At 64.9% G+C, this 18,533-nt stretch carries 16 protein-coding genes and 1 pseudogene; 6 read left to right on the forward strand and 11 right to left on the reverse strand.

What is annotated here, in order from left to right; all coding sequences use genetic code 11:
- The first annotated feature begins 124 nt into the window (after positions 1-124).
- Complete coding sequence (locus ACIBI6_RS18615; RefSeq protein WP_396957201.1) at positions 125-784, forward strand: SRPBCC family protein; 660 nt, start codon at positions 125-127, stop codon at positions 782-784.
- A 51-nt stretch (positions 785-835) separates the two neighbouring features.
- Here the strand turns inward: ACIBI6_RS18615 and ACIBI6_RS18620 are convergent, their stop codons facing one another.
- From ACIBI6_RS18620 to ACIBI6_RS18645, 6 genes are all read right to left on the reverse strand, one after another.
- Positions 836-1,777: a glucosyl-3-phosphoglycerate synthase gene (locus ACIBI6_RS18620; RefSeq protein WP_364344402.1), complete on the reverse strand. Its 942-nt coding sequence runs from the start codon at positions 1,775-1,777 to the stop codon at positions 836-838.
- Complete coding sequence (gene folP / locus ACIBI6_RS18625; protein WP_364344404.1) at positions 1,774-2,658, reverse strand: dihydropteroate synthase; 885 nt, start codon at positions 2,656-2,658, stop codon at positions 1,774-1,776. Before folP ends, ACIBI6_RS18620 begins: the two co-directional genes overlap by 4 nt.
- A gap of 300 nt (positions 2,659-2,958) precedes the next feature.
- Positions 2,959-4,728 (reverse strand): long-chain-acyl-CoA synthetase, encoded by a 1,770-nt coding sequence (locus tag ACIBI6_RS18630; RefSeq protein ID WP_396957202.1) that lies wholly within the window; start codon positions 4,726-4,728, stop codon positions 2,959-2,961.
- Positions 4,729-4,732: 4 nt separating this feature from the next.
- Positions 4,733-5,335, reverse strand: a complete 603-nt coding sequence (locus ACIBI6_RS18635; protein ID WP_364344410.1) for a TIGR00730 family Rossman fold protein — start codon at positions 5,333-5,335, stop codon at positions 4,733-4,735.
- Positions 5,329-6,135, reverse strand: coding sequence for a TIGR00730 family Rossman fold protein (locus ACIBI6_RS18640; protein ID WP_396957203.1), 807 nt, complete (start codon positions 6,133-6,135; stop codon positions 5,329-5,331). Before ACIBI6_RS18640 ends, ACIBI6_RS18635 begins: the two co-directional genes overlap by 7 nt.
- Before the next feature lie 405 nt (positions 6,136-6,540).
- Entirely contained in the window at positions 6,541-7,500 is a 960-nt protein-coding gene (locus ACIBI6_RS18645; protein ID WP_396957351.1) for an ice-binding family protein, read from the reverse strand.
- Between the two features lie 1,206 nt (positions 7,501-8,706).
- Between ACIBI6_RS18645 and ACIBI6_RS18650 the strand changes: the two genes are divergently transcribed.
- Positions 8,707-10,317, forward strand: a complete 1,611-nt coding sequence (locus tag ACIBI6_RS18650; RefSeq protein ID WP_396957352.1) for a cutinase family protein — start codon at positions 8,707-8,709, stop codon at positions 10,315-10,317.
- A 168-nt stretch (positions 10,318-10,485) separates the two neighbouring features.
- On the opposite strand, the pseudogene ACIBI6_RS18655 reads toward ACIBI6_RS18650, so the two are convergent.
- Positions 10,486-10,815: pseudogene (locus ACIBI6_RS18655) on the reverse strand (sortase domain-bontaining protein); the annotation flags it as partial.
- Between the two features lie 250 nt (positions 10,816-11,065).
- The gene (gene dapE / locus ACIBI6_RS18660) at positions 11,066-12,178 is read right to left on the reverse strand and encodes a succinyl-diaminopimelate desuccinylase (protein ID WP_396957204.1); all 1,113 of its coding nucleotides are present in this window, start codon (positions 12,176-12,178) and stop codon (positions 11,066-11,068) included.
- A gap of 64 nt (positions 12,179-12,242) precedes the next feature.
- Here dapE and ACIBI6_RS18665 point away from each other — a divergent pair, with 64 nt between their 5' ends.
- Together ACIBI6_RS18665 and dapD are read left to right on the forward strand one after the other, a co-directional pair.
- Positions 12,243-12,659 carry a hypothetical protein gene (locus ACIBI6_RS18665; protein WP_364344425.1) on the forward strand — a complete coding sequence of 139 codons (417 nt, stop codon included), beginning with the start codon at positions 12,243-12,245 and terminating at the stop codon, positions 12,657-12,659.
- A gap of 71 nt (positions 12,660-12,730) precedes the next feature.
- A complete protein-coding gene (dapD, locus tag ACIBI6_RS18670) occupies positions 12,731-13,678 on the forward strand; it encodes a 2,3,4,5-tetrahydropyridine-2,6-dicarboxylate N-succinyltransferase (protein ID WP_364344428.1) in 948 nt (315 codons plus the stop codon).
- Positions 13,679-13,880: 202 nt separating this feature from the next.
- Here the strand turns inward: dapD and ACIBI6_RS18675 are convergent, their stop codons facing one another.
- On the reverse strand, positions 13,881-14,270 hold the full coding sequence (locus ACIBI6_RS18675; protein WP_364344431.1) for a PPOX class F420-dependent oxidoreductase: 390 nt from the start codon (positions 14,268-14,270) through the stop codon (positions 13,881-13,883).
- Between the two features lie 39 nt (positions 14,271-14,309).
- Positions 14,310-15,740 (reverse strand): acyl-CoA synthetase, encoded by a 1,431-nt coding sequence (locus ACIBI6_RS18680; protein ID WP_364344434.1) that lies wholly within the window; start codon positions 15,738-15,740, stop codon positions 14,310-14,312.
- 131 nt (positions 15,741-15,871) lie between these two features.
- On the opposite strand from ACIBI6_RS18680, the gene ACIBI6_RS18685 reads away from it, so the two are divergent.
- Complete coding sequence (locus ACIBI6_RS18685; RefSeq protein ID WP_364344437.1) at positions 15,872-16,723, forward strand: oxygenase MpaB family protein; 852 nt, start codon at positions 15,872-15,874, stop codon at positions 16,721-16,723.
- A gap of 33 nt (positions 16,724-16,756) precedes the next feature.
- Here ACIBI6_RS18685 and ACIBI6_RS18690 read toward each other — a convergent pair whose 3' ends face one another.
- A complete protein-coding gene (locus tag ACIBI6_RS18690; RefSeq protein ID WP_364344440.1) occupies positions 16,757-17,386 on the reverse strand; it encodes a TetR/AcrR family transcriptional regulator in 630 nt (209 codons plus the stop codon).
- 186 nt (positions 17,387-17,572) lie between these two features.
- Between ACIBI6_RS18690 and ACIBI6_RS18695 the strand changes: the two genes are divergently transcribed.
- A complete protein-coding gene (locus ACIBI6_RS18695; protein WP_396957205.1) occupies positions 17,573-18,442 on the forward strand; it encodes an oxygenase MpaB family protein in 870 nt (289 codons plus the stop codon).
- The last annotated feature ends 91 nt before the right edge of the window (positions 18,443-18,533 follow it).

Here is an 18,533-nt window from a genome sequence, read left to right on the forward strand (position 1 = left end):
CGGCAACTCCTTCCGGCAGTACCCGCCGCCATCCAGTTAGAGGCTATCACTTTTGCTCTTGCTTCTCACAAAACGCAGTTATAAGGTCTAACTAAAGCAAGAGCCACTAACAAGGAGTAGCGCCATGACCGATACTCGCCCGTCCAGCACACCGAAGGCGCAAGCCGAGGCCGCCACCCGCCGCCGCGGGCGAGCCGCCCTGATCGGGATCGCGCTGACCGCCGCGATTCTGGGAACCACCGCCAGACCGGCCCTCGCCGACGGCCCCACTGCGGACGCGACACCACTGACCTGCGACGGGGCGGGCATCGATCCCGCCGCACCGATCCACTATCGGACCGAGATCCTGATCAACGCGCCACTGGACACCATCTGGAACCTGCAGACCGACGTGGAACGCTGGCCGTCCTGGCAGAAGCCGGTCACCAGCATGAAGCGCCTCGACTCGGGACCACTGCAGGCTGGTTCGCAGTTCCGGTGGACCACTCCCGCCCCCGCCACCGCCACCACCCCCGCGACCACCCTGACCATCACCTCCACCGTCCGGCAGTTACAACCCGAACGGTGCATCCGCTGGAGCGGCCCGGCGATCGGTGACGGGATGCGCATCGACGGCGGCATCCATGTCTGGACCTTCACACCGATGGAGGGCGGCGTCCTGGTGCGCACCGAGGAGAACTGGAACGGAGCCCAGGTCGAAGCGGACGTACCGACCTCCACCCACTTTCTCGGCGCCGGTCTGGAAGCCTGGCTGGCCGACCTGCGGACCGCCGCCGAAGAATAGAAGACGACGAACCCCGGGCGCTCGGAGCACCTGGGGTTCGTCGTGGTTGTCTCAGGCCGCGGCGCAGGCCGGGCGCAGCGTATTCATCGCCGGGCGGTCGGCGAGGGAGACCTCCGTGCTGTGCGCGGTGAAGGCATCGCCGATCAGCGGGAATTGGGTCAGCGCCGCACCGGAATCCTGCACACCGCTGCGGCCGAGGACGGTGCCGAGGATTTGGCGGCTCATTATGCCGAGATCGGCGAGTGGGCGGTTGCGGTGGGTGCGCACACCCAGATTCACCTGACCGATCGCGGATAGGCCGAGGCGATCGTAGGTGTCGAGGAGCAGGCCGATCTCCACGCCGTAGCCGGGGGCGAACGGTACCGAGGTCAGCAATTCGCGGGTGCCGGCGTATTCGCCGCCGAGCGGCTGCAGCACCTGCGACAGTTCCGGACGTAATGCGGCGAGCAGCGGACGGGCCACGAGTTCGGTGACGCGACCGCCACCGTGCGCGTCAACGGCACCGGCCTGCCGCAGCGGCCTGCGGTAGTAGGCCTTCACCAGATGCATATCGTCGACCAGCAGCAGCGGGCCGAGCAGCTTCGGCACGAAGGCCGGATCCGGGTCGATGAGATCGGAGTCGACGAAGGCGATGACATCGCCGCTGGTCACCGCCAGCGACCGCCACAGCACCTCGCCCTTACCCGGCATCGGATCGAGTTCGGGGACGGCCTGTTCCCGACTGATCACCTCGGCGCCCGCGGCGAGCGCGCGTTCGGCGGTGGCGTCCGTCGATCCGGAATCGAGCACGATCAGCTCATCGACCAGCGTGCCCAGCAGCGGCCGAATGCTGGCCACCACATCGGCGACGGTGTTCTCTTCGTTCAGCGCGGGCAGCACCACCGAGACGGTGCGTCCGCGCTTGGCGGCGATCAGTTCCTCGACCGTCCAGTCCGGGGTGTCCCAGGTATTCGTCGTCGCCCAGAGCGGGCTGTCGTGGTGGTGGAAATTCATACCAGACCTCGCAGGGTTCGTGCGGGGGGCCGGATGCCCTGTATCGCGGCGATCATGTCCACGACGCGCCGGGTTTCGGCGACCTCGTGCACTCGGAAGACTCGGGCGCCGGCGGCCGCCGACCATGCTGTTGCTGCCAATGTGCCCTCCAACCGTTCGGATAGACCGACACCTAAAGTCTCCCCGATAAAATCCTTGTTGCTCAGCGCCATCAAGACTGGCCATCCGGTATTTACAAGAATGTCTATTCCCCGCAACAACTCGATCCCGTGGTAAGTGTTTTTGCCGAAATCATGGGTCGGATCGATCAGAATCGAATCCTTACGAACCCCGGCCGCAACCGCATCTTCTGCGGCGCGGCGCACGGTTTGCGTTACTTCTGCCACCACATCGGCGTAGCGCACCCGATGCGGCCGGGTGCGCGGGACGGCCCCACCGGTATGGCTGCAAACGATGCCGACGCCGCGATCGGCGGCCACGCGCACCAGATCCGGATCGGCGCCCGCCCAGGTGTCATTGATCAGATCCGCGCCGGCGGTGACGGCGGCCTCGGCAACCTCGGCGCGCCAGGTATCGATGCTGATCAGTAGCTCCGGATACTTTTCCCGGATCGCCGCGACGAACGGGACCACGCGGCGGGCCTCTTCCGCCGCGTCGACCAGCGTGCCCGGACCGGCCTTCACCCCGCCGATATCGACTAGATCGGCGCCCTCGTCGACGGCGCGCGCGACCGCGTCCATGGCGGCCGCGTCGGTGAAGGTGGCGCCCTGGTCGTAGAAGGAGTCGGGGGTGCGGTTGACGATGGCCATGACCAGCGCCCGATCCGTCGCCACCGGCTTGCCGCACAAGGTGGGAAGCGGCGCTGCGGTGGGGCTGAACATGCACCCGACTGTACCTAGTCCTGTAACACGCCCCCACGGAACGGGTTGTGGACGGCACATTCTTGGGACGCGCAACAACGGGATCGGCGAGCACCTGGGTAACTCGTCGCATGCACCCAATCCGCCGCCGAACGATCGGCCTAGCGCATCGTGCAGATAGCTTGCCGCGCCACCCGCTCCGGCTGCTCGACAAGCGCAGTGACATGGCCGTCGATGCGGCGTGGGCGCGCACCATTCGACTGCGTTCGAGGTAACCCTCGAACCAAGGCTCGATACAGCAGGAGCAATCTGGACGCAGCGCTAGTTCTTGGGGGCGCGGGCTGCGGCGACGTCGGCGGCGTATTCGTCGTAGGCCGGGATGTAGCCGTCGGCTCGACCGGCGAGCACATATAGCTGGCTGTCGGCATCGGATTCGTAGCCCTGCTTGCGGAGTTCGACCTTGCGGCTCTTGAAGGTGGAGGTCTGCTCGAGCTCGGCGACGACCCGGATGAACAGTGGGACCGCATAGCCGGGCAACCGGGAGTAGGCCAGTTCGGCGAGCGCGCGACCGTCGAATTCGGCATCCGGGTACAGCGTCACCGCCGCCATGCCCGCCTTGCCATCGGTGCCCGGGATATCCACGCCGAAGACGACTGCCTGCGAGATCGCGTCGGATTCGGCGAGCACACCCTCGACCTCGGTGGTTGCGACATTCTCACCCTTCCAGCGGAAGGTATCGCCGAGCCGATCGACGAATGCGATGTGATGCCAGCCCTGATCACGGACCAGATCGCCGGTATCGAACCAGACGTCGCCGTCGGTGAAGCCATCGCGGACCAGCTTCGCCTCGGAGGCGGCCTTATCGGTGTAGCCGTCGGCGGGCGAGCGATCGGTGACCTTGGCCAGCAGCAGACCGACCCCGCCGCCCGGCACCCGGCGCAGCCGACCGTCCTTGTCGCGCTTGGCCTTTCCGGTCGCGTCGTCGTATTCGACGATGGCATAGGGCAGCGGCCCGAAGCCCGCGGTGCGATCCACCCCGAAGGCGTTGACGAAGGCGATATTCACCTCGCTGGCGCCATAGAACTCGACGATCCGACCGATGCCGAAGCGGCTCTTGAACTCGTCCCACAGCTCCGGCCGCAGACCATTGCCGACGGCGAGCCGGACCCGGTGCTGCCGATCGGTCGCCTTGCCCGGCTGATTGACCAGATAGCGGCAGAGTTCACCGATGTAGATGAACGCGGTGGCCTGCTCCCGGATGATGTCGTCCCAGAACCGGGAGGCGGAGAACTGCCTGCCGAGCGCGAAGGTGCCGCCCGCGGCGAGCACCGACGACAGCGCGACGGTCAGTGCGTTGTTGTGATAGAGCGGCAGGCAGCAGTACAGCGTGTCGTTGCCGTTCAGGCGAATTCCGAGTCCGCCGAGACCGGACATGCTCTTGGTCCAACGTAGATGGGTCATCACGCTGGCCTTGGGCAAGCCGGTGGTGCCGGAGGTGAAAATCAGGAAGGCGCGTTCCTTGGCGGTGATCTGCGCGCAACTCGCCGGATCGGCCGCGTCTGCGTCCTCGGCCGCCTCGTGCAGCTCCTGCGAAAAGACCACATTGGCAAGGGGTTCGGCGAGGGAATCCAATGCAGCCTGGCATTCCTCCCCGACCACATTGAGCACGCTATCGAGTAATCCGAAGCTATGGGCGAGCACCTGGTCGCGCTGGTGGTGGTTCAGCAGGCCGACCGTCGCACCGAGTTTCACGGTGGCCAGCGCCACGAACAGGGTTTCCGGACGATTGGTCATCAGCACACCGACCACGTCACCGCGCTGCACGCCACGGTCGGCCAGCACCCGCGCGTACCGGTTCACCTGGGCGTTGGCCGCGCGGTAGCTGAAGGTTTCGCCCTCGTACTTCAGGAACGGCCGGTCCGGATGCCGGTGCGCGTTGCGCTGGAAGTACAGACCGACCGAGGATTTGTCATCCGGCCCCACCAGCATGCCGAGCGCGCCGCGCAGCATGGATGGTGCGTCCAATGCCATGAGCGGCAACCGCTTCGCGATATCGAATAGGCTGACCTTCGGGCGGGCGCCAGTGCTCACTGCGTCAAACCTCCTCGTCGAGGGTGGTGCCCGGCTCCTGCGTCACCTCGGATACCTGCACCGGTTTCAGTGCGGCGAAGGCCGCAGACAGATCGTTGACCACGGTGATCCGGGCCATGGCCGACTGGGACACGAACTTCCGATCGTAGAGTTTGTCCAGCCAGTCGAACAGACCTCGATAGAAACCATCGGGATCGAGGACAACCACGGGCTTATCGTGTTGGCCCAGGTAACCGCCGGTCCAGGTTTCGAAGAACTCCTCCAGCGTGCCGATGCCACCGGGCAAGGTGAGGAAGGCGTCGGCGCGGTCCTCCATGACCTGTTTGCGTTGGCGCATGGTGTCGGTGACGATCAGCTCGTCGGCGTCGACATCGGCTACTTCCTTGTGCACCAAGTGTTTCGGGATCACCCCGATGGTGTGCGCACCGCCGGCACGGGCACCGGTGGCGACCGCGCCCATCATCGAGACGTGACCACCGCCGGACACCAATCGCCAACCGCGCCTTGCGATCTCGGTGCCGACCCGGGCGGCGAGGGCGAGCATCGCCGGATCGGCGGTGCTGGCCGAGCAGTAGACGCAGACCGCGTATCCGCCTTGGCTCACCACTGATCCTCCGTCCCGAGCGCATCGGTGTCGGTGGCACCGTCCGCGGTGGCCAGAATGATCTGCACGACCTCCTCGACGCTATCGGTCACATGCAGCAGGCCGAGGTCGCCGGGTGAGATCTTGCCGGATCCGCCGAGCGAATCGCGTAGCCAGTCGACGAGTCCGGCCCAGTATTTGCTGCCGAACAGGATGATCGGGAAGCGGGTGATCTTGTGGGTCTGCACCAGGGTGAGCGCCTCGAACAGCTCGTCCAGGGTGCCGAATCCGCCCGGCAGACAGATGAATGCCTGGGAGTACTTCACGAACATGGTCTTGCGCGCGAAGAAGTAGCGGAAGTTGATGCCGAGGTCGACCCATTCGTTGAGGCTCTGCTCGAACGGCAACTCGATGCCGAGTCCGATCGAATACCCGCCCGCCTCCGACGTGCCCCGGTTCGCGGCCTCCATCACGCCGGGGCCGCCGCCGGTGATCACCGCGAATCCGGCCTGTGCCAGCGCACCGCCGATGGCCATGGCGGCGTGATATTCCGGATGCCCCGGTGGCGTGCGGGCCGAACCGAAGACGGTGACCGCGCGCGGCAATTCGGCGAGCGCGCCGAAGCCCTCGACGAATTCGGCCTGGATGCGCAATACCCGCCACGGATCGGTATGCACCCAATCGCTGGGTCCATGCCGGTCCAAGAGGTTCTGGTCGGCGGTGCCGCCCGGTTTGCGATCGCGGCGGAACATGATCGGCCCGCGGAATTTGGGTGTCGACTTCGGCGTGCTTGCGATCTCGTTATCGGCGGCTCCGGTGGACATAGCGCCCACGCTACCGGGCTCCCCCGCCTCTCCGAACCTTCAGGCGCCGGACTCAGTCGCGGCAACTATGACGTTGGCGCGCGGCGGTAGAGCTGCGGGCAAGTCAGCCCGTCCCCGACGAGTTACCGGTGTGCTCTCTAAACGCACCGCCGCTGGTCATGGTGCAGACAGTACCGGGTGTTCTGAGGCCAATTGCTATCTAGTCATCAAGAATTCGGCCGACGTGTGTGTAGGGCGGTGCTGAATGACGCGGTTCGTCGGCGGGACATAGTTGAGGGGTGGCACCGCTTGTCGGTGCCACCCCTCAATGCAATTCGGTACGGCTGCCTAGCCGGAGCGGCGGCGTGCGACCTCGTTCAGTGCGGGGCCGAGCTTGCCACCGATCAGTGCGGTGAACTGCCCAGGCTAGGCAGTACCACCCCCACCCGTTTCTGGAGAGCCTTCGGGGACGTCCCCGCCGCCGCCGGGTCCTTGCTCGCCCGGTCCTTCCTCACCGGGTCCTTCCTCGCCGGGTCCTTGCTCGCCCGGTCCTTGTTCACCTGGTCCACCCGGTCCACCCGGTCCACCCGGAATACCGCCACCGGGAATCGGAATGGGGATGGGAATAGGGATCGGGATGGGGATGGGGAGAACTCCGACACCGCCACCGCCACCGACACCGCCGCCGCCACCGGGGATGACGGGAATAACTCCGCCACCGCCACCGGGCGGGAAGGGGATGGTTGTCGCCGGCGTTGTCGCCGGCGTTGTCGGCGGCGCTGTCGTCGTCGTCGGCGGCACTGTCGTTGTCGTTGTCGTTGTCGGCGGCGCTGTAGTCGTGGACGTCGGTGGGATAGTGCAGTTGGGTCGGGTGATCCTGTTGTTGTCCAGGCTGACCTGGCCGTTTCGTGCCAACAGCCGTCCCTCCACGATGGTTCCGGTCTGTGCCGAGATCGAGGTCAACGCCATGATGGTTCCGACGAAGGTAGTGTTGGTGCCCAATGTCGCGGAGCTACCCACCTGCCAGAAGACGTTGCACGGTGAGGCCCCGTTGATGAGGGCGACCGTGCTGTTCGATGCCGTGATCAACGTAGATCCCGCTTGGAAGATCCAGACCGAGTTGGGATCATTTTGCCCATCGAGGGTGACTGTCCCGGTTAGGCCCATGGGGCCCGCCGTGTTATACACCCCCGCGACCAGTGTTTGGCCGCCGAGATCAGGGGGAGCGGCGGTGGCAGGACCGCGACCCGCAGCATCGTTATATGCCGTAGTCAGATCTGTTTGTGCTTGCAACGCCACCGCGTCGGCAGCGTGGATGGTTCCCGTTCCGGGGGTAATAAGTCCCGGCGGAAACCCGGTAACCGCACTCCCTGGACTGACCCCCACATCACCGGAGATGATCGTGGGTCCCGTGTTGGTGACCGTCTGACCCGCCAATACCGCAAAGGATGTGGCCGTCCCCAACCCGACAGGGGGCTGGGCCGCTGACGCTATCCCATTGAATATCAGCAGGACTGTGGGCGGCCACAACCGTCACCGCAGCGATGATCAATCGTCCGACCGGACGCGCCCGGGGCTAGTTGGACGGCAATGTCACTGGTTTCCCTTCGCCGTTGCACGGCACACGTGTGAATGTCACTGTCTGTCTTCGATGCAACTGGACAGCGTGGATGGGTCGACCCGCCGCGATTTGCTCATCGCTGTTCTAGCAGCTTCCAAACCGGCCCGACCACGCCAATAAGTCGAAGCCAGAAATTAACCCATCCAGGGTCGCGCGACTTACGAAGTACCTTTCGATGCCGATGTAGCGGGGCGTGGGCGATGCTCGCGTCAGTGTGCTTGCTACTGAATCGGTGTCACGGTCGAGTCTCGCCACGGGAGTATCAGCGGTTCGCAAAACAATGCGCGATCCCTCTTCTGGCGGGCGACCACGCAAGCACCCTCGAGGCCCGTCTTCGGGGGAACACCAATCACCAAACAGGAAGAGGTTAAACAAACATGGGTCTCCTCAGCGGTCTGCTGCCGATCGTGGGCAACCTTCTCACCGGTGTCGTCAGCGTTCTGGTCCACTCGCTGCTCTGATACGAATGCCTGGTTTGCGGCCCGACCCCCGACATCTCAAAAGAGTCGGTCGGGGGTCGGGCCGCAAACAATTCGCTACGCCGAACCGATACAGAGATGATCAACCGAGAGGCTGTTCGAATGATCCTCCAGCCTGTAATCAACCTCGTCACAGGACTTCTCGCCGTCGCTGGAGACACACTCCATTTTCTGACCGGCGGCCTGCTCTAGGGGCTATGACAATCCAGCGGGATGAACGTGAAGTACGGCACGTCCAAGTAGAAGCTCGAGTCTGTGAGAGGTCGGATCGTAGTGTCGAGGAAGATAGCTCGAGCACTCGCCGTAACCGGCGTGTATGCAGTCGTCGCAGCGACCGGCGCCGTCGTCGCCAAACCCGCTACCGCTGCTCCGGAATTCGATCCGACCGACTGCCCGGCCCTGTACACTCTCGGTGTTCAGGGCACAGGGCAGTCCTCTCTCAGCGCATCGCCCACCGTCGACACCGGCATGCTGTCGGGCGTTTTCACACCAATGTTGGCCAGTATCTCGAAGCCCGGAGCGGTCGATCGCGCATACGTGCCCTATCCCGCGGCGTTCGGCGGGATCGTGCCCGGCGCTGCCTCGTCGTCGTACGCGCAATCCGTCTCCGCCGGACTCGACGAGCTGCGGAGCATGGCCCGCGGAATCAGCAATAGATGCGAGAACACTCGCCTGGCTTTGCTGGGATATTCGCAAGGGGCGCACGTTGTTTCGTTGTTCCTGCGGGAGGTAGGGCTCGGATACGGTGTGGTGGAACCGGACAAGATAGCCGGCGCCGCACTCTTCGGCGACCCGACCCGTGACCCGGGGGCACCGGTGTTCCCCGGCGCGCCGGGACAGCGCACACCCGCCCCCGCGCCCGGCACCGACCGGACAGCATTGGCGGGGTTGCCGCTAGTCGCACAGACGATGCCCGCTGGCGGTGGCATCGGACCGCAACAAGACATTGCCGCAGACTTCGGCGCGCTCTCCGGACGCGTGGCCTCGGTGTGCATTGCAGAAGACCTCGCCTGCGACGCACCCACCGGCGCACCGATACTGCACGCGTTGACGAACATCATCGGTCAGGCACTGCTATCCCCGCTCGACCCATTCACCGCACTGTCCTCGATCCTTCAAGCTGTTGTCGCGACAACCGTGAAGACCGCCGCCGCCGTGGCAAGCAATGACTTGGACGGCAACACGGTCGAAACACTGACGCTGACGTCGGAAAGAACGCTCAGTCAGCGCCTTTCGGAAGCCTCGGACCCGCGGGTGCCGGTTTATGGTCCCGACGCGCAGGCAGCGTTGCTCAAAGTGGGTACAGTCGCGCTCAATATTTTGCTCGCCGTAGTAGGCGTGACACTCGAACCGAGCGAAGTCGCCGAAATTCTCAGCGTCGGCGAGAATCAACCTTTGGACGGCATTGCCCTCCTTACGGAAAAAGTTACCGGCCCGCGATTCCCTTCGGTGCCGATCGAAACCACCGGGAACCTGGTGACACAAGCGTTCGACGCGGTCGCCTTTGCCGTCGCAGACAACGCCGCGCTGCTCGAACCCGCAACGTGGGCGAGATATCAGGATATTGTCGCACGCCACGGCGCCTATGCATGGGAATCCGTCACCGAAACCGGCCAGACGCCCACCCAATTCGTCGCGGACTGGTTTTCAGCGCTGGCACGCAGTCTCTCCACTCGGACAGGCTCCGTCACCAATGCCAAGGCTTCCGCTGCACCGAGTGTTCCCAGTCAACCTATGGATCCACATCAGGCCGTAGCACCAGGCGATGCAGCTCCAGCGGCGATACAGGCCGCCGAATCAGCTACGGCCAAATCCACGCTTCTACATCGCGCACCACGGAAAGACATGTCAGCATCCGTTACCGCTGACCCCGATATCGCAATGTGGTATTGCCTGTGGATGCTCCTGATGTTCCCGGTTTCGTGGCGCCTGCTTCGATATCGGCTCGCCGCTGGCGATGACGCGGGTGTCCGATCCGACTTTCTTGCCGGGTCCACGAACTCAGCCTCGAACAGCGCCAGCTGGTATCGGAGCGCGCCGCCGATAGCCACAGCAGTCGGAGCCATGTCGGTTATCGCGGTGTCGGTGCGCGAGCTCCTGTAGGGAATACCGACAAATCACCATTTTGCAGTGGCTGCGGGTCGGCCACGGCGCAGAGTGGCCCACCATCAGAAGATCAACACCGTCTCCCGCTCCCGCGACAGCCTGGCGCGCAGTATTCGCGGTCAAGCCGCCCTCGTCGACCAAGGTCGATGCTCGGGGCCGGGTCTGTCATGGTGGGCCAGCGGGCGGCGGAGTGATGCCAACGAGCGCGGTGTAGACCACCACATTGGACTGATAGCTTCTTATAGTGTGGTCGAATTCGCCGCCACACGTCACCAGTTGCAGCGCGCTGTATCCCTGCGAGTCGTAGACCTCATGGCTTGGGAACTCCGACTTGAGATAAGTGGCTACCCTCTGGACGAGGAAGTGAGCAACGGATCGGTCCGCTCTTGTCACGTGGACCTCGTCCCCGGGCCGCAGTGACGATAGTCGGTAGAAGACCGCAGGTCCGGTGTAGGAGTCTACGTGTCCCAGGATGACCGCGGAGCCCATGTCCCCCGGCGGGGGGCTGGCCGATCAGCCCGCACCGGGTCGTCGCCCTGGGCAACGATCTCCTCGGCAGGGAAGGCCGTCATACGCCAGGCAATCGGCAAACACGTGGGTATCGTGCGTGACGCCGTCGAGCAGGGCCGAGAACGGATGATCTTCGCCAGCGAGGCACAACGCGACCGTCCTGAGAGGAGACACGCCCCTCATGCCGGAGCCAGACGTGAGAAAGCTGACCGTGCGTGCCGCACCGCGGCCGGAATCAGCGCGACGGTTCGGCAGCGTTGGTGACTCGTTCGGTCAGGTAGTTGCGCAGTGTCGCGGCGACCGAGGTGATCTGGGCGACCGGGACGTGTTCGTCGCGCTTGTGGGCGAGATTGGGGTCGCCGGGACCGAAGTTCACCGCCGGGATGCCGCGGGCGGCGAAGCGCGCGACATCGGTCCAGCCGTATTTGGCGCGCACACTGTCGGCGCCGACCACGCTGATCAGATCCTTGGCGGCGGGTGCGGACAGGCCCGGCAGTGCGCCCGCGGCGGCGTCGGTGAGCTCGAAATCGAGGTCGAGTCCGGCGAATACCTCGCGCACATGCTCGGTGGCTTGGGCGACGGTACGGTCGGGCGCGAAGCGGAAGTTCACGTCGACCTCGGCCTCGTCCGGAATCACATTGCCCGCAACGCCACCGCCGATACGGACCGCGGACAGGCCCTCGCGATAGACGCAGCCGTCGATATCGACCTCGCGGGCCTTATAGTCGGCGAGCCGCTGCAGCACCGGGGCCAAGTGGTGAATCGCATTGTCGCCCTTCCACGACCGCGCCGAATGTGCCCGCACGCCCTTGGTCGCGAGCCGGGCGCGCAGGGTGCCCTGGCACCCCGCCTCGATGACACCGCCGGACGGTTCGCCGAGGATGGCCAGATCGCCGACGAGCCAATCCGGGAGGTCGCGTTCGATGTGGTTGAGACCGTTGTACTTCGCGGAGATCTCCTCGCAGTCGTAGAAGATCAGCGTCAGATCGTGCACCGGTTCCGCGACGGTCGCGGCCAGATGCAGGAAGACCGCGTCACCGGATTTCATATCAACGGTGCCGCAGCCGTAGAGCTGGCGCTCCCCCGCCTCGTCCACGAACGTGCTCGGCACATTGTCGGCGATGGGCACGGTATCCAAATGACCGGCGAGAATGACCCGAGTCGGCCGCCCCAGATCCGTGCGCGCGAGCACCACATTCCCGTGCCGCAGCACCTCGAATCCGCTGGTCTGCTCACGCAGCGCCCGCTCGACCAGGTCGGCAATGACCGTCTCGTCGCGCGAGACGCTGGGGATGTCGACGAGAGCTGCGGTCAGTGCGATGGGGTCGGCGCGCAAGTCGATGGTCACGCGCCCCAGCCTACGGTTCTCCGGTCGCACCCGACGCCATCGCGGCGCCGATACGGTCTCCACTATGCACCCGACTCATCGACGCAATCGGTTACCGCGCCGCAATCGGCGACGGCGACTCGATACACCGGCGGTTTCCGTCGCCGGGGCCGACATCGTCATAGTCGGCTTCTTCTCCGCTAGGGAACCGGACTACGTGACGCGCATGGACGACGCCGCGAACGTGGTCGCCACCCTCGGCGGTCAGGTCGTCGCGATGTTCACCCAGCGTCGTGGCGTCTCGGCCGGCGGTGTCGGCGTGATGGCGCGGCCGCTTTCACCCCGCACGCTGTTCAGCACCGGAAAAGTCGGCGAGATCGCCGCGGCCTGTGCGGAACTCGCCGCGGACGCCGTGGTAGTCATCAACGAGCTCACTCCGCACCAACGTTCGGTGCTGACCAAAGCCTTCGGGCGGTCCACGATCAGCCTTGCGGAATTGTGATAAGTCGAGGTGGCAGGTAGCGGTCGACGTGGCTCACCACGAGTGCGGATGGGTGGGTAACCTCTGTTGACGTGAGCATTCAGGGAGCAGCAGCAGTCGGTATCGCCAATGTGACCGCGGACGGGACCGTATTGGATACGTGGTACCCGCATCCGGAGTTGGGCGCGTTCGGTGACACCGGTACGAAGCGCCTGGACGAGGCGCCCGCGGAATACGCGGCGCTGCTCGGATTCGACGAGGCGCGCGGGGTCGATGTGATCGCGGTGCGGACGACGATCGCCGATCTGTCGGCGGCGCCCGTGGACGCGCACGATGTGTACCTGCGGCTGCATCTGCTCTCGCATCGGCTGGTCAAGCCGCACGAGGTGAGCCTGGACGGACAATTCGGACTGCTCAGCAATGTGGTGTGGACCAACCACGGTCCGGCAGCGGTGGAGGGTTTCGAGGCGACACGCGCCAAGCTGCGTGTCCGCGGGCCGGTCACCGTGTACAGCATCGACAAGTTCCCGCGGATGGTCGACTACGTCGTGCCGTCGGGGGTGCGCATCGGTGACGCCGACCGGGTCCGCCTCGGCGCGCATCTGGCCTCCGGCACCACCGTCATGCACGAGGGCTTCGTGAACTTCAACGCGGGCACCCTCGGCGCCTCCATGGTCGAGGGCCGCATCTCCGCGGGCGTCGTGGTCGGCGACGGCTCCGATATCGGCGGCGGCGCCTCCACCATGGGCACCCTGTCCGGCGGCGGTACCACCATCATCTCCATCGGCGAGCGCTCCCTACTCGGCGCCAACTCCGGCCTCGGCATCCCGTTCGGCGACGACTGCGTCCTCGAGGCCGGTCTCTACCTCACCGCGGGCACCAAGGTCACCACCCCCGACGGCACCGTGGTCAAGGCCGCCGAGCTCAGCGGTCAGAACAACCTGTTGTTCCGCCGCAACTCCACCACCGGCGCCGTCGAGGTCGTGCACCGCAAGGGCACCGGCATCGAACTCAACGCGGACCTGCACGCCAACGACTAGGCTCGTGCGGCCCCGGATCTTCCGGGGCTGTCACGGTGGCGTCATCGCCGACGGCGCAGTCGACATCAGCGATGACGCCGCACGACCGGCCAGACCAAATCGCGACAACTGTGACGTTGGCGGCGGTAAGTTAGCTCTTCCGGCGACTCACCCACATGCGCACGAAATCAGTTGTCGTGTTGCTCCAGGTCTGCGACAGGCCCTACCCGTGGGTGACGCCAGCCGCGAGGCCGAAGGCGATCACCCGGGTCGGGTGGATACGGATCATCTCTCGTGAGACGCCCGAGATATAGGGCTCCACATCCGTCAATTGTTCTGCGGTGCCGCGGATTTCGAGGCAGCGGACGCGCCAGGGCTGGATCGAGGCGACGTCGTCGACGACGAAGGCGATGCGGTTGTTGGTGGCGATATTGCGGAATTTCCAGGACTTGCCCATATTCCAGCCCGCGATATCGATGGTGCCGAGTTCGGCGTTGTAGCGGAAGCCGACCGGGCTGTTCTGGGGTGAGCCGTCGGGGCGGACGGTCGCCAGTCGGCCCAGGCGCTGGGTGGCCAGGTAGTCGATCTGTTCGGGTGTCAGTGCTGCGCTCATACCGGGGACCGTAGAACCTGAACCGAAGTAGAGGTCAAGTCAGCCGAGCAGCTTCTTCTGCACCTTCCCCATCGCATTGCGCGGCAAGGAGTCCACCACGCGGACCTCGCGCGGGCGCTTGTGCACCGAAAGCTGTTCGGCCACATGCTCGATGAGCGCCTTCTCGATGGAATCCGGTGCGGCACCGCGCAATACGACATACGCGACAATCCGTTGTCCCAGATCGGCGTCGGGAAGTCCCACTACCGCAACCTCGGCCACATCCGGATGTCCGAGCAATACGGTCTCGACTTCGCCCGCGCCGATCCGGTAGCCACCGGACTTGATGAGATCGACCGATTCCCGGCCGACAATGCGATGGAAACCACCGGCATCGATGGCCGCGACATCGCCGGTCTTGAACCAGCCGTCCTCGGTCCAGCATTCGGCGGTCGCCTCGGCCCGGTTGCGGTAGCCGTCGAACAGCATCGGCCCGCGAACCTGCAGGCCACCGATGCTCTCACCGTCATGCGGGACATCCGCACCGGCCTCGTCCCGCAGCCGAGTCTCGACACCTGCGACGGGCGTGCCGACCCATCCGGGACGACGTTCCCCATCGAAGCGAGTGGACAGCGTGATCATCGTTTCGCTCATTCCGTACCGCTCGATGGGCGCGTGCCCGGTGAGTTCGCGCAGCCGCTCGAACACCGGCACCGGCAGCGGGGCACTACCCGAGACCAGCAGCCGCGCATCGGCCAATTTCTTTGCCGCATCGGGATTTTCGACAACTCGCGACCACACCGTTGGCACTCCGAAGTACAGCGTGCCACGCGCGTCCGCATATGCCTGCGGCGTCGGTCTACCGGTGTGGATCAGCGGACTGCCCACCCGCAGCGGTCCGAGTACGCCGAGGATCAATCCGTGTACGTGAAACAGCGGAAGACCGTGCACCAGAACGTCATTCGGTGTCCATGACCATGCGTCCGCGAGCGCGTCGAGCCCGGCAGCAATGGCACCGCGATTCAGCACGACCCCCTTGGGCAGACCGGTGGTCCCCGAGGTGTACAGCACGAATGCCGGTGTGGCAGCGTCGGGTTCGGGGTAGCTATGCCACGAGCGCGCGTGCACACGCACCGGAACCACCGGGAGATCCGTCCCCTCCGGCGCCTCACCCAACCACGCCTGCGCACCGGAGTCGCTGAGGATATGCGCCAACTCCGCGGTCCCCGAATCCGGCGGCACCGGCACCACCGTCACGCCGGCGATGAGGCAGCCGACCACCGCGAGCACCGTCGTTACGGTCGGCCGCGCCAGCACCGCGACCCGATCGGCGCGCGCGATGCGCTCGGCCACCGAGGTTGCCGCACCGAGCAAATCACTGCGCGACAGGGTCACCCCGTCGATGGTGACGGCATCCGGAATATCCGCTCCCCCGGCGACAGCGAGCGGGTTGAGCGAACGAAGCAGCAGCGGCGGCGGACCGAATGACATTCGCTCACGCTACTTCGGCAGCACACCGCACCACCACGCTCCCCCTCGAGGACAACGTGGCGCTTGACACACCCATGAGACGGTGAAAACGTCTAAGCAATTCCTTCTCAACCATGAGACCGGTGTCCCTGATGACCAGCCCGTTTCGCAAACCCGCGCCTACACCCGCCGAGGACAGCTTCGATATCGAGCGGCACCTCGACGGTGTCGCCGCATTCTTGGGTGGAACGGCGAACGTGATCATGCAGCTCAGCACGCTGCCGGTCGGCTACGGCGTGTTGGAGAGCACCGTCGACAGCGGCAAGGTCATGCTGCATCCGATCAAACGGCTGCGCACCACCCTCACCTATCTGTCGGTCGCAATGCTCGGCACCGATGATGAACGCGACGCCTACCGCGATGCCGTGAATCTGTCGCATCGCTCGGTCAAATCGACCGCGGCGAGTCCGGTGCAGTACAACGCCTTCGATCCCGCACTGCAACTCTGGGTCGCCGCCTGTCTCTATTGGGGTGCCCGCGATCTCTACGAGCGCATGCACGGCCCGATGAACGACCCCGACGCGGAAGCCTTCTACCGCTACGGCGCTCGACTCGGCACCACACTACAAATGCATCCGAAAATGTGGCCCGCCAATCGCGTCGCCTTCGACGAGTACTGGACCGAACACCTAGCGAAGACCACCATCGATCCCCCGATCCGCGACTACTTCAACGATCTGATCGATCTGAAAATGCTCCCGCGCCCCGCCCGCTTACCATTCGCCCGCTTCCACCGCTTCGTGGTCACCGGCCTGCTGCCCGAGCATCTGCGCGACCAGATGAGCATGACCTGGACCACGGACGACGATCGGAAACTCGCCAGAATCCTGCACACCACCGGCTCGATCACCGCCCGAATGCCGAAGCAGGCCAGGCTGTTTCCGATCAATGCCTACCTGTGGGACATGCGCATCCGCAGGCGGTTCGGCCTGCGGATGGTGTGACTCAGGGGACGGCAGTCGACAGGGGTCGGTCAGCTACAGGCGGAACGAAACGACCACATGGTCGCGCGCGAATTTGCGGATCGCGGCGTCGTCGTCGAGTGGCAGGACCGTCTGCGGCGTCAGCGCCAAGGACAGCGCCGTCCGTGCGATCATCTCGGCGACCGGCTCCGGATCGTATCCGGGCAACTTGCCCTCCCCCTGCAACCGGGTAATGAATTCGGCCAGATAGTCGCGGCCGAGTTCGAGCACCGGCGCGCCCTTGACAGTGAGATACGGCAGCACGATCTCCGGCTCGGTCTTCAACAATCGGTCGAGCAGCTTATTGCCGCGCAGTCCGTTCAGGAACGCAACGAACAGCTCCACGATCTGTTCCTCGGCACCGGCGTCGCGATCGACCTGCCGCTGCTGCGCCACATCCACCTGCTCGACGAACTGCCGCGCCTGCCGCATACCGACGGCCTGGATCAGATCGGATTTGCTCGCGAAGCGCCGATAGAGCGTGGCTAGCGAGAGCCCGCACCGTCGCGCGACCTCCACCATGCTGGTTCGTTTGATTCCGAAGTCCAGGAACGCCAGCAGAGCCGCATCCAGCACCCGCGTCTGGTTGCGATCCTCTGGTCCGGTGCTGCGCACCAGCGCCAGGAGTCTGGTCAGCGTCGCCATAACACCCACCCTTTTTCCGCTCCGATGACACGACGACACCGCTAGCATCGCATGCCATCAGCCCACACTGCCCACGAACGCCCCGAAAGCGTGATTGACACCGCCGCGAGGCAATGAGAGGGTTTATATACTATCTTCTCACCATCCGCTCCTGTCGCGGACGGCCACAGAAAGGCGAGGTCAACGATGACCGAACCACTCCGCAGTGCCGATTACCTGCCGATTCCCGACCGCGTCGGCCCCATCACTCCAGAAACCGTCGAGGAGTACGTCGAGGGAGTCGCGGCTTTCCTGGGCGGCGCGGCGAATGTGATCATGCAGCTGAGCCTGCGCCCCGTCGGCCGCGGCGTGCTGGAGAGCACCGTCGACAGCGGCAAGGTCACACTGCACCCGATCAAACGGCTGCGCACCACCCTGAGCTATCTCGCGGTCGCACTGATGGGCTCCGATGCCGAGCGCGCGCTATATCGGGAAGCAGTCAACGCATCGCATCGACCGGTCCGCTCGACCTCGGCGAGCCCGGTGAAATACAACGCCTTCGATCCCACACTGCAACTCTGGGTGGCCGCCTGCCTCTACTGGGGCATCGACGACCTCTACACCCGCATGCACGGCCCGATGAATCCCGATGTGGCAGAGGACTTTTACCACTATTGCGCTCGGCGCGGCACCACCTTGCAGATGCGACCGGAGATGTGGCCCGCCAATCGTGCCGAGTTCCAACGGTATTGGGATGAGAACCTGCCAAAGCGCGGTATCGAACCCGCCCTGCGCGACTACTTCGACGACCTCATCGATCTGAAGATGATGCCGCGCCCCGTGCAATTCGTTTTCGCTCGGCTCCAGCGCTTCGTCGTAACCGGCCTGCTGCCACAGCATCTGCGCAATGAGATGCGGATGACCTGGTCCCAGCGCGATCAGCGCCGCTTCGATCGGCTGCTGCGAAGGATTTCGGCGGTGCAAACCCGGCTGCCGAAGCCGGTGCGAATGTTCCCGTTGAACACCTATATGTTCGACGTTCGCCGACGCATCCGACTGGGTAAACCGCTCGTATAAGGGGACCGTTTGACACGCTATCGAGGTAATGAGAAGGTAAGTACCAATTCTTCTCATCACCTTTCGATTGCCGCTGATCACCCCCTGAAAG

It is taken from the genome of Nocardia sp. NPDC050412 (assembly GCF_044458825.1).
Classification (GTDB): Bacteria; Actinomycetota; Actinomycetes; order Mycobacteriales; family Mycobacteriaceae; genus Nocardia.

Bases quoted from the DNA above. Each gene is read 5' to 3' on its own strand.
- ACIBI6_RS18695 (WP_396957205.1), top strand. From the start codon at position 17,573: ATGACCGAACCACTCCGCAGTGCCGATTACCTGCCGATTCCCGACCGC.
- ACIBI6_RS18690 (WP_364344440.1), bottom strand. From the start codon at position 17,386: ATGGCGACGCTGACCAGACTCCTGGCGCTGGTGCGCAGCACCGGACCA.
- ACIBI6_RS18680 (WP_364344434.1), bottom strand. From the start codon at position 15,740: ATGTCATTCGGTCCGCCGCCGCTGCTGCTTCGTTCGCTCAACCCGCTC.
- ACIBI6_RS18665 (WP_364344425.1), top strand. From the start codon at position 12,243: ATGCACCCGACTCATCGACGCAATCGGTTACCGCGCCGCAATCGGCGA.
- ACIBI6_RS18685 (WP_364344437.1), top strand. From the start codon at position 15,872: ATGACCAGCCCGTTTCGCAAACCCGCGCCTACACCCGCCGAGGACAGC.
- folP (WP_364344404.1), bottom strand. From the start codon at position 2,658: ATGTTCAGCCCCACCGCAGCGCCGCTTCCCACCTTGTGCGGCAAGCCG.
- ACIBI6_RS18620 (WP_364344402.1), bottom strand. From the start codon at position 1,777: ATGAATTTCCACCACCACGACAGCCCGCTCTGGGCGACGACGAATACC.
- ACIBI6_RS18640 (WP_396957203.1), bottom strand. From the start codon at position 6,135: ATGTCCACCGGAGCCGCCGATAACGAGATCGCAAGCACGCCGAAGTCG.
- ACIBI6_RS18615 (WP_396957201.1), top strand. From the start codon at position 125: ATGACCGATACTCGCCCGTCCAGCACACCGAAGGCGCAAGCCGAGGCC.
- ACIBI6_RS18675 (WP_364344431.1), bottom strand. From the start codon at position 14,270: ATGAGCGCAGCACTGACACCCGAACAGATCGACTACCTGGCCACCCAG.
- ACIBI6_RS18650 (WP_396957352.1), top strand. From the start codon at position 8,707: ATGTTGGCCAGTATCTCGAAGCCCGGAGCGGTCGATCGCGCATACGTG.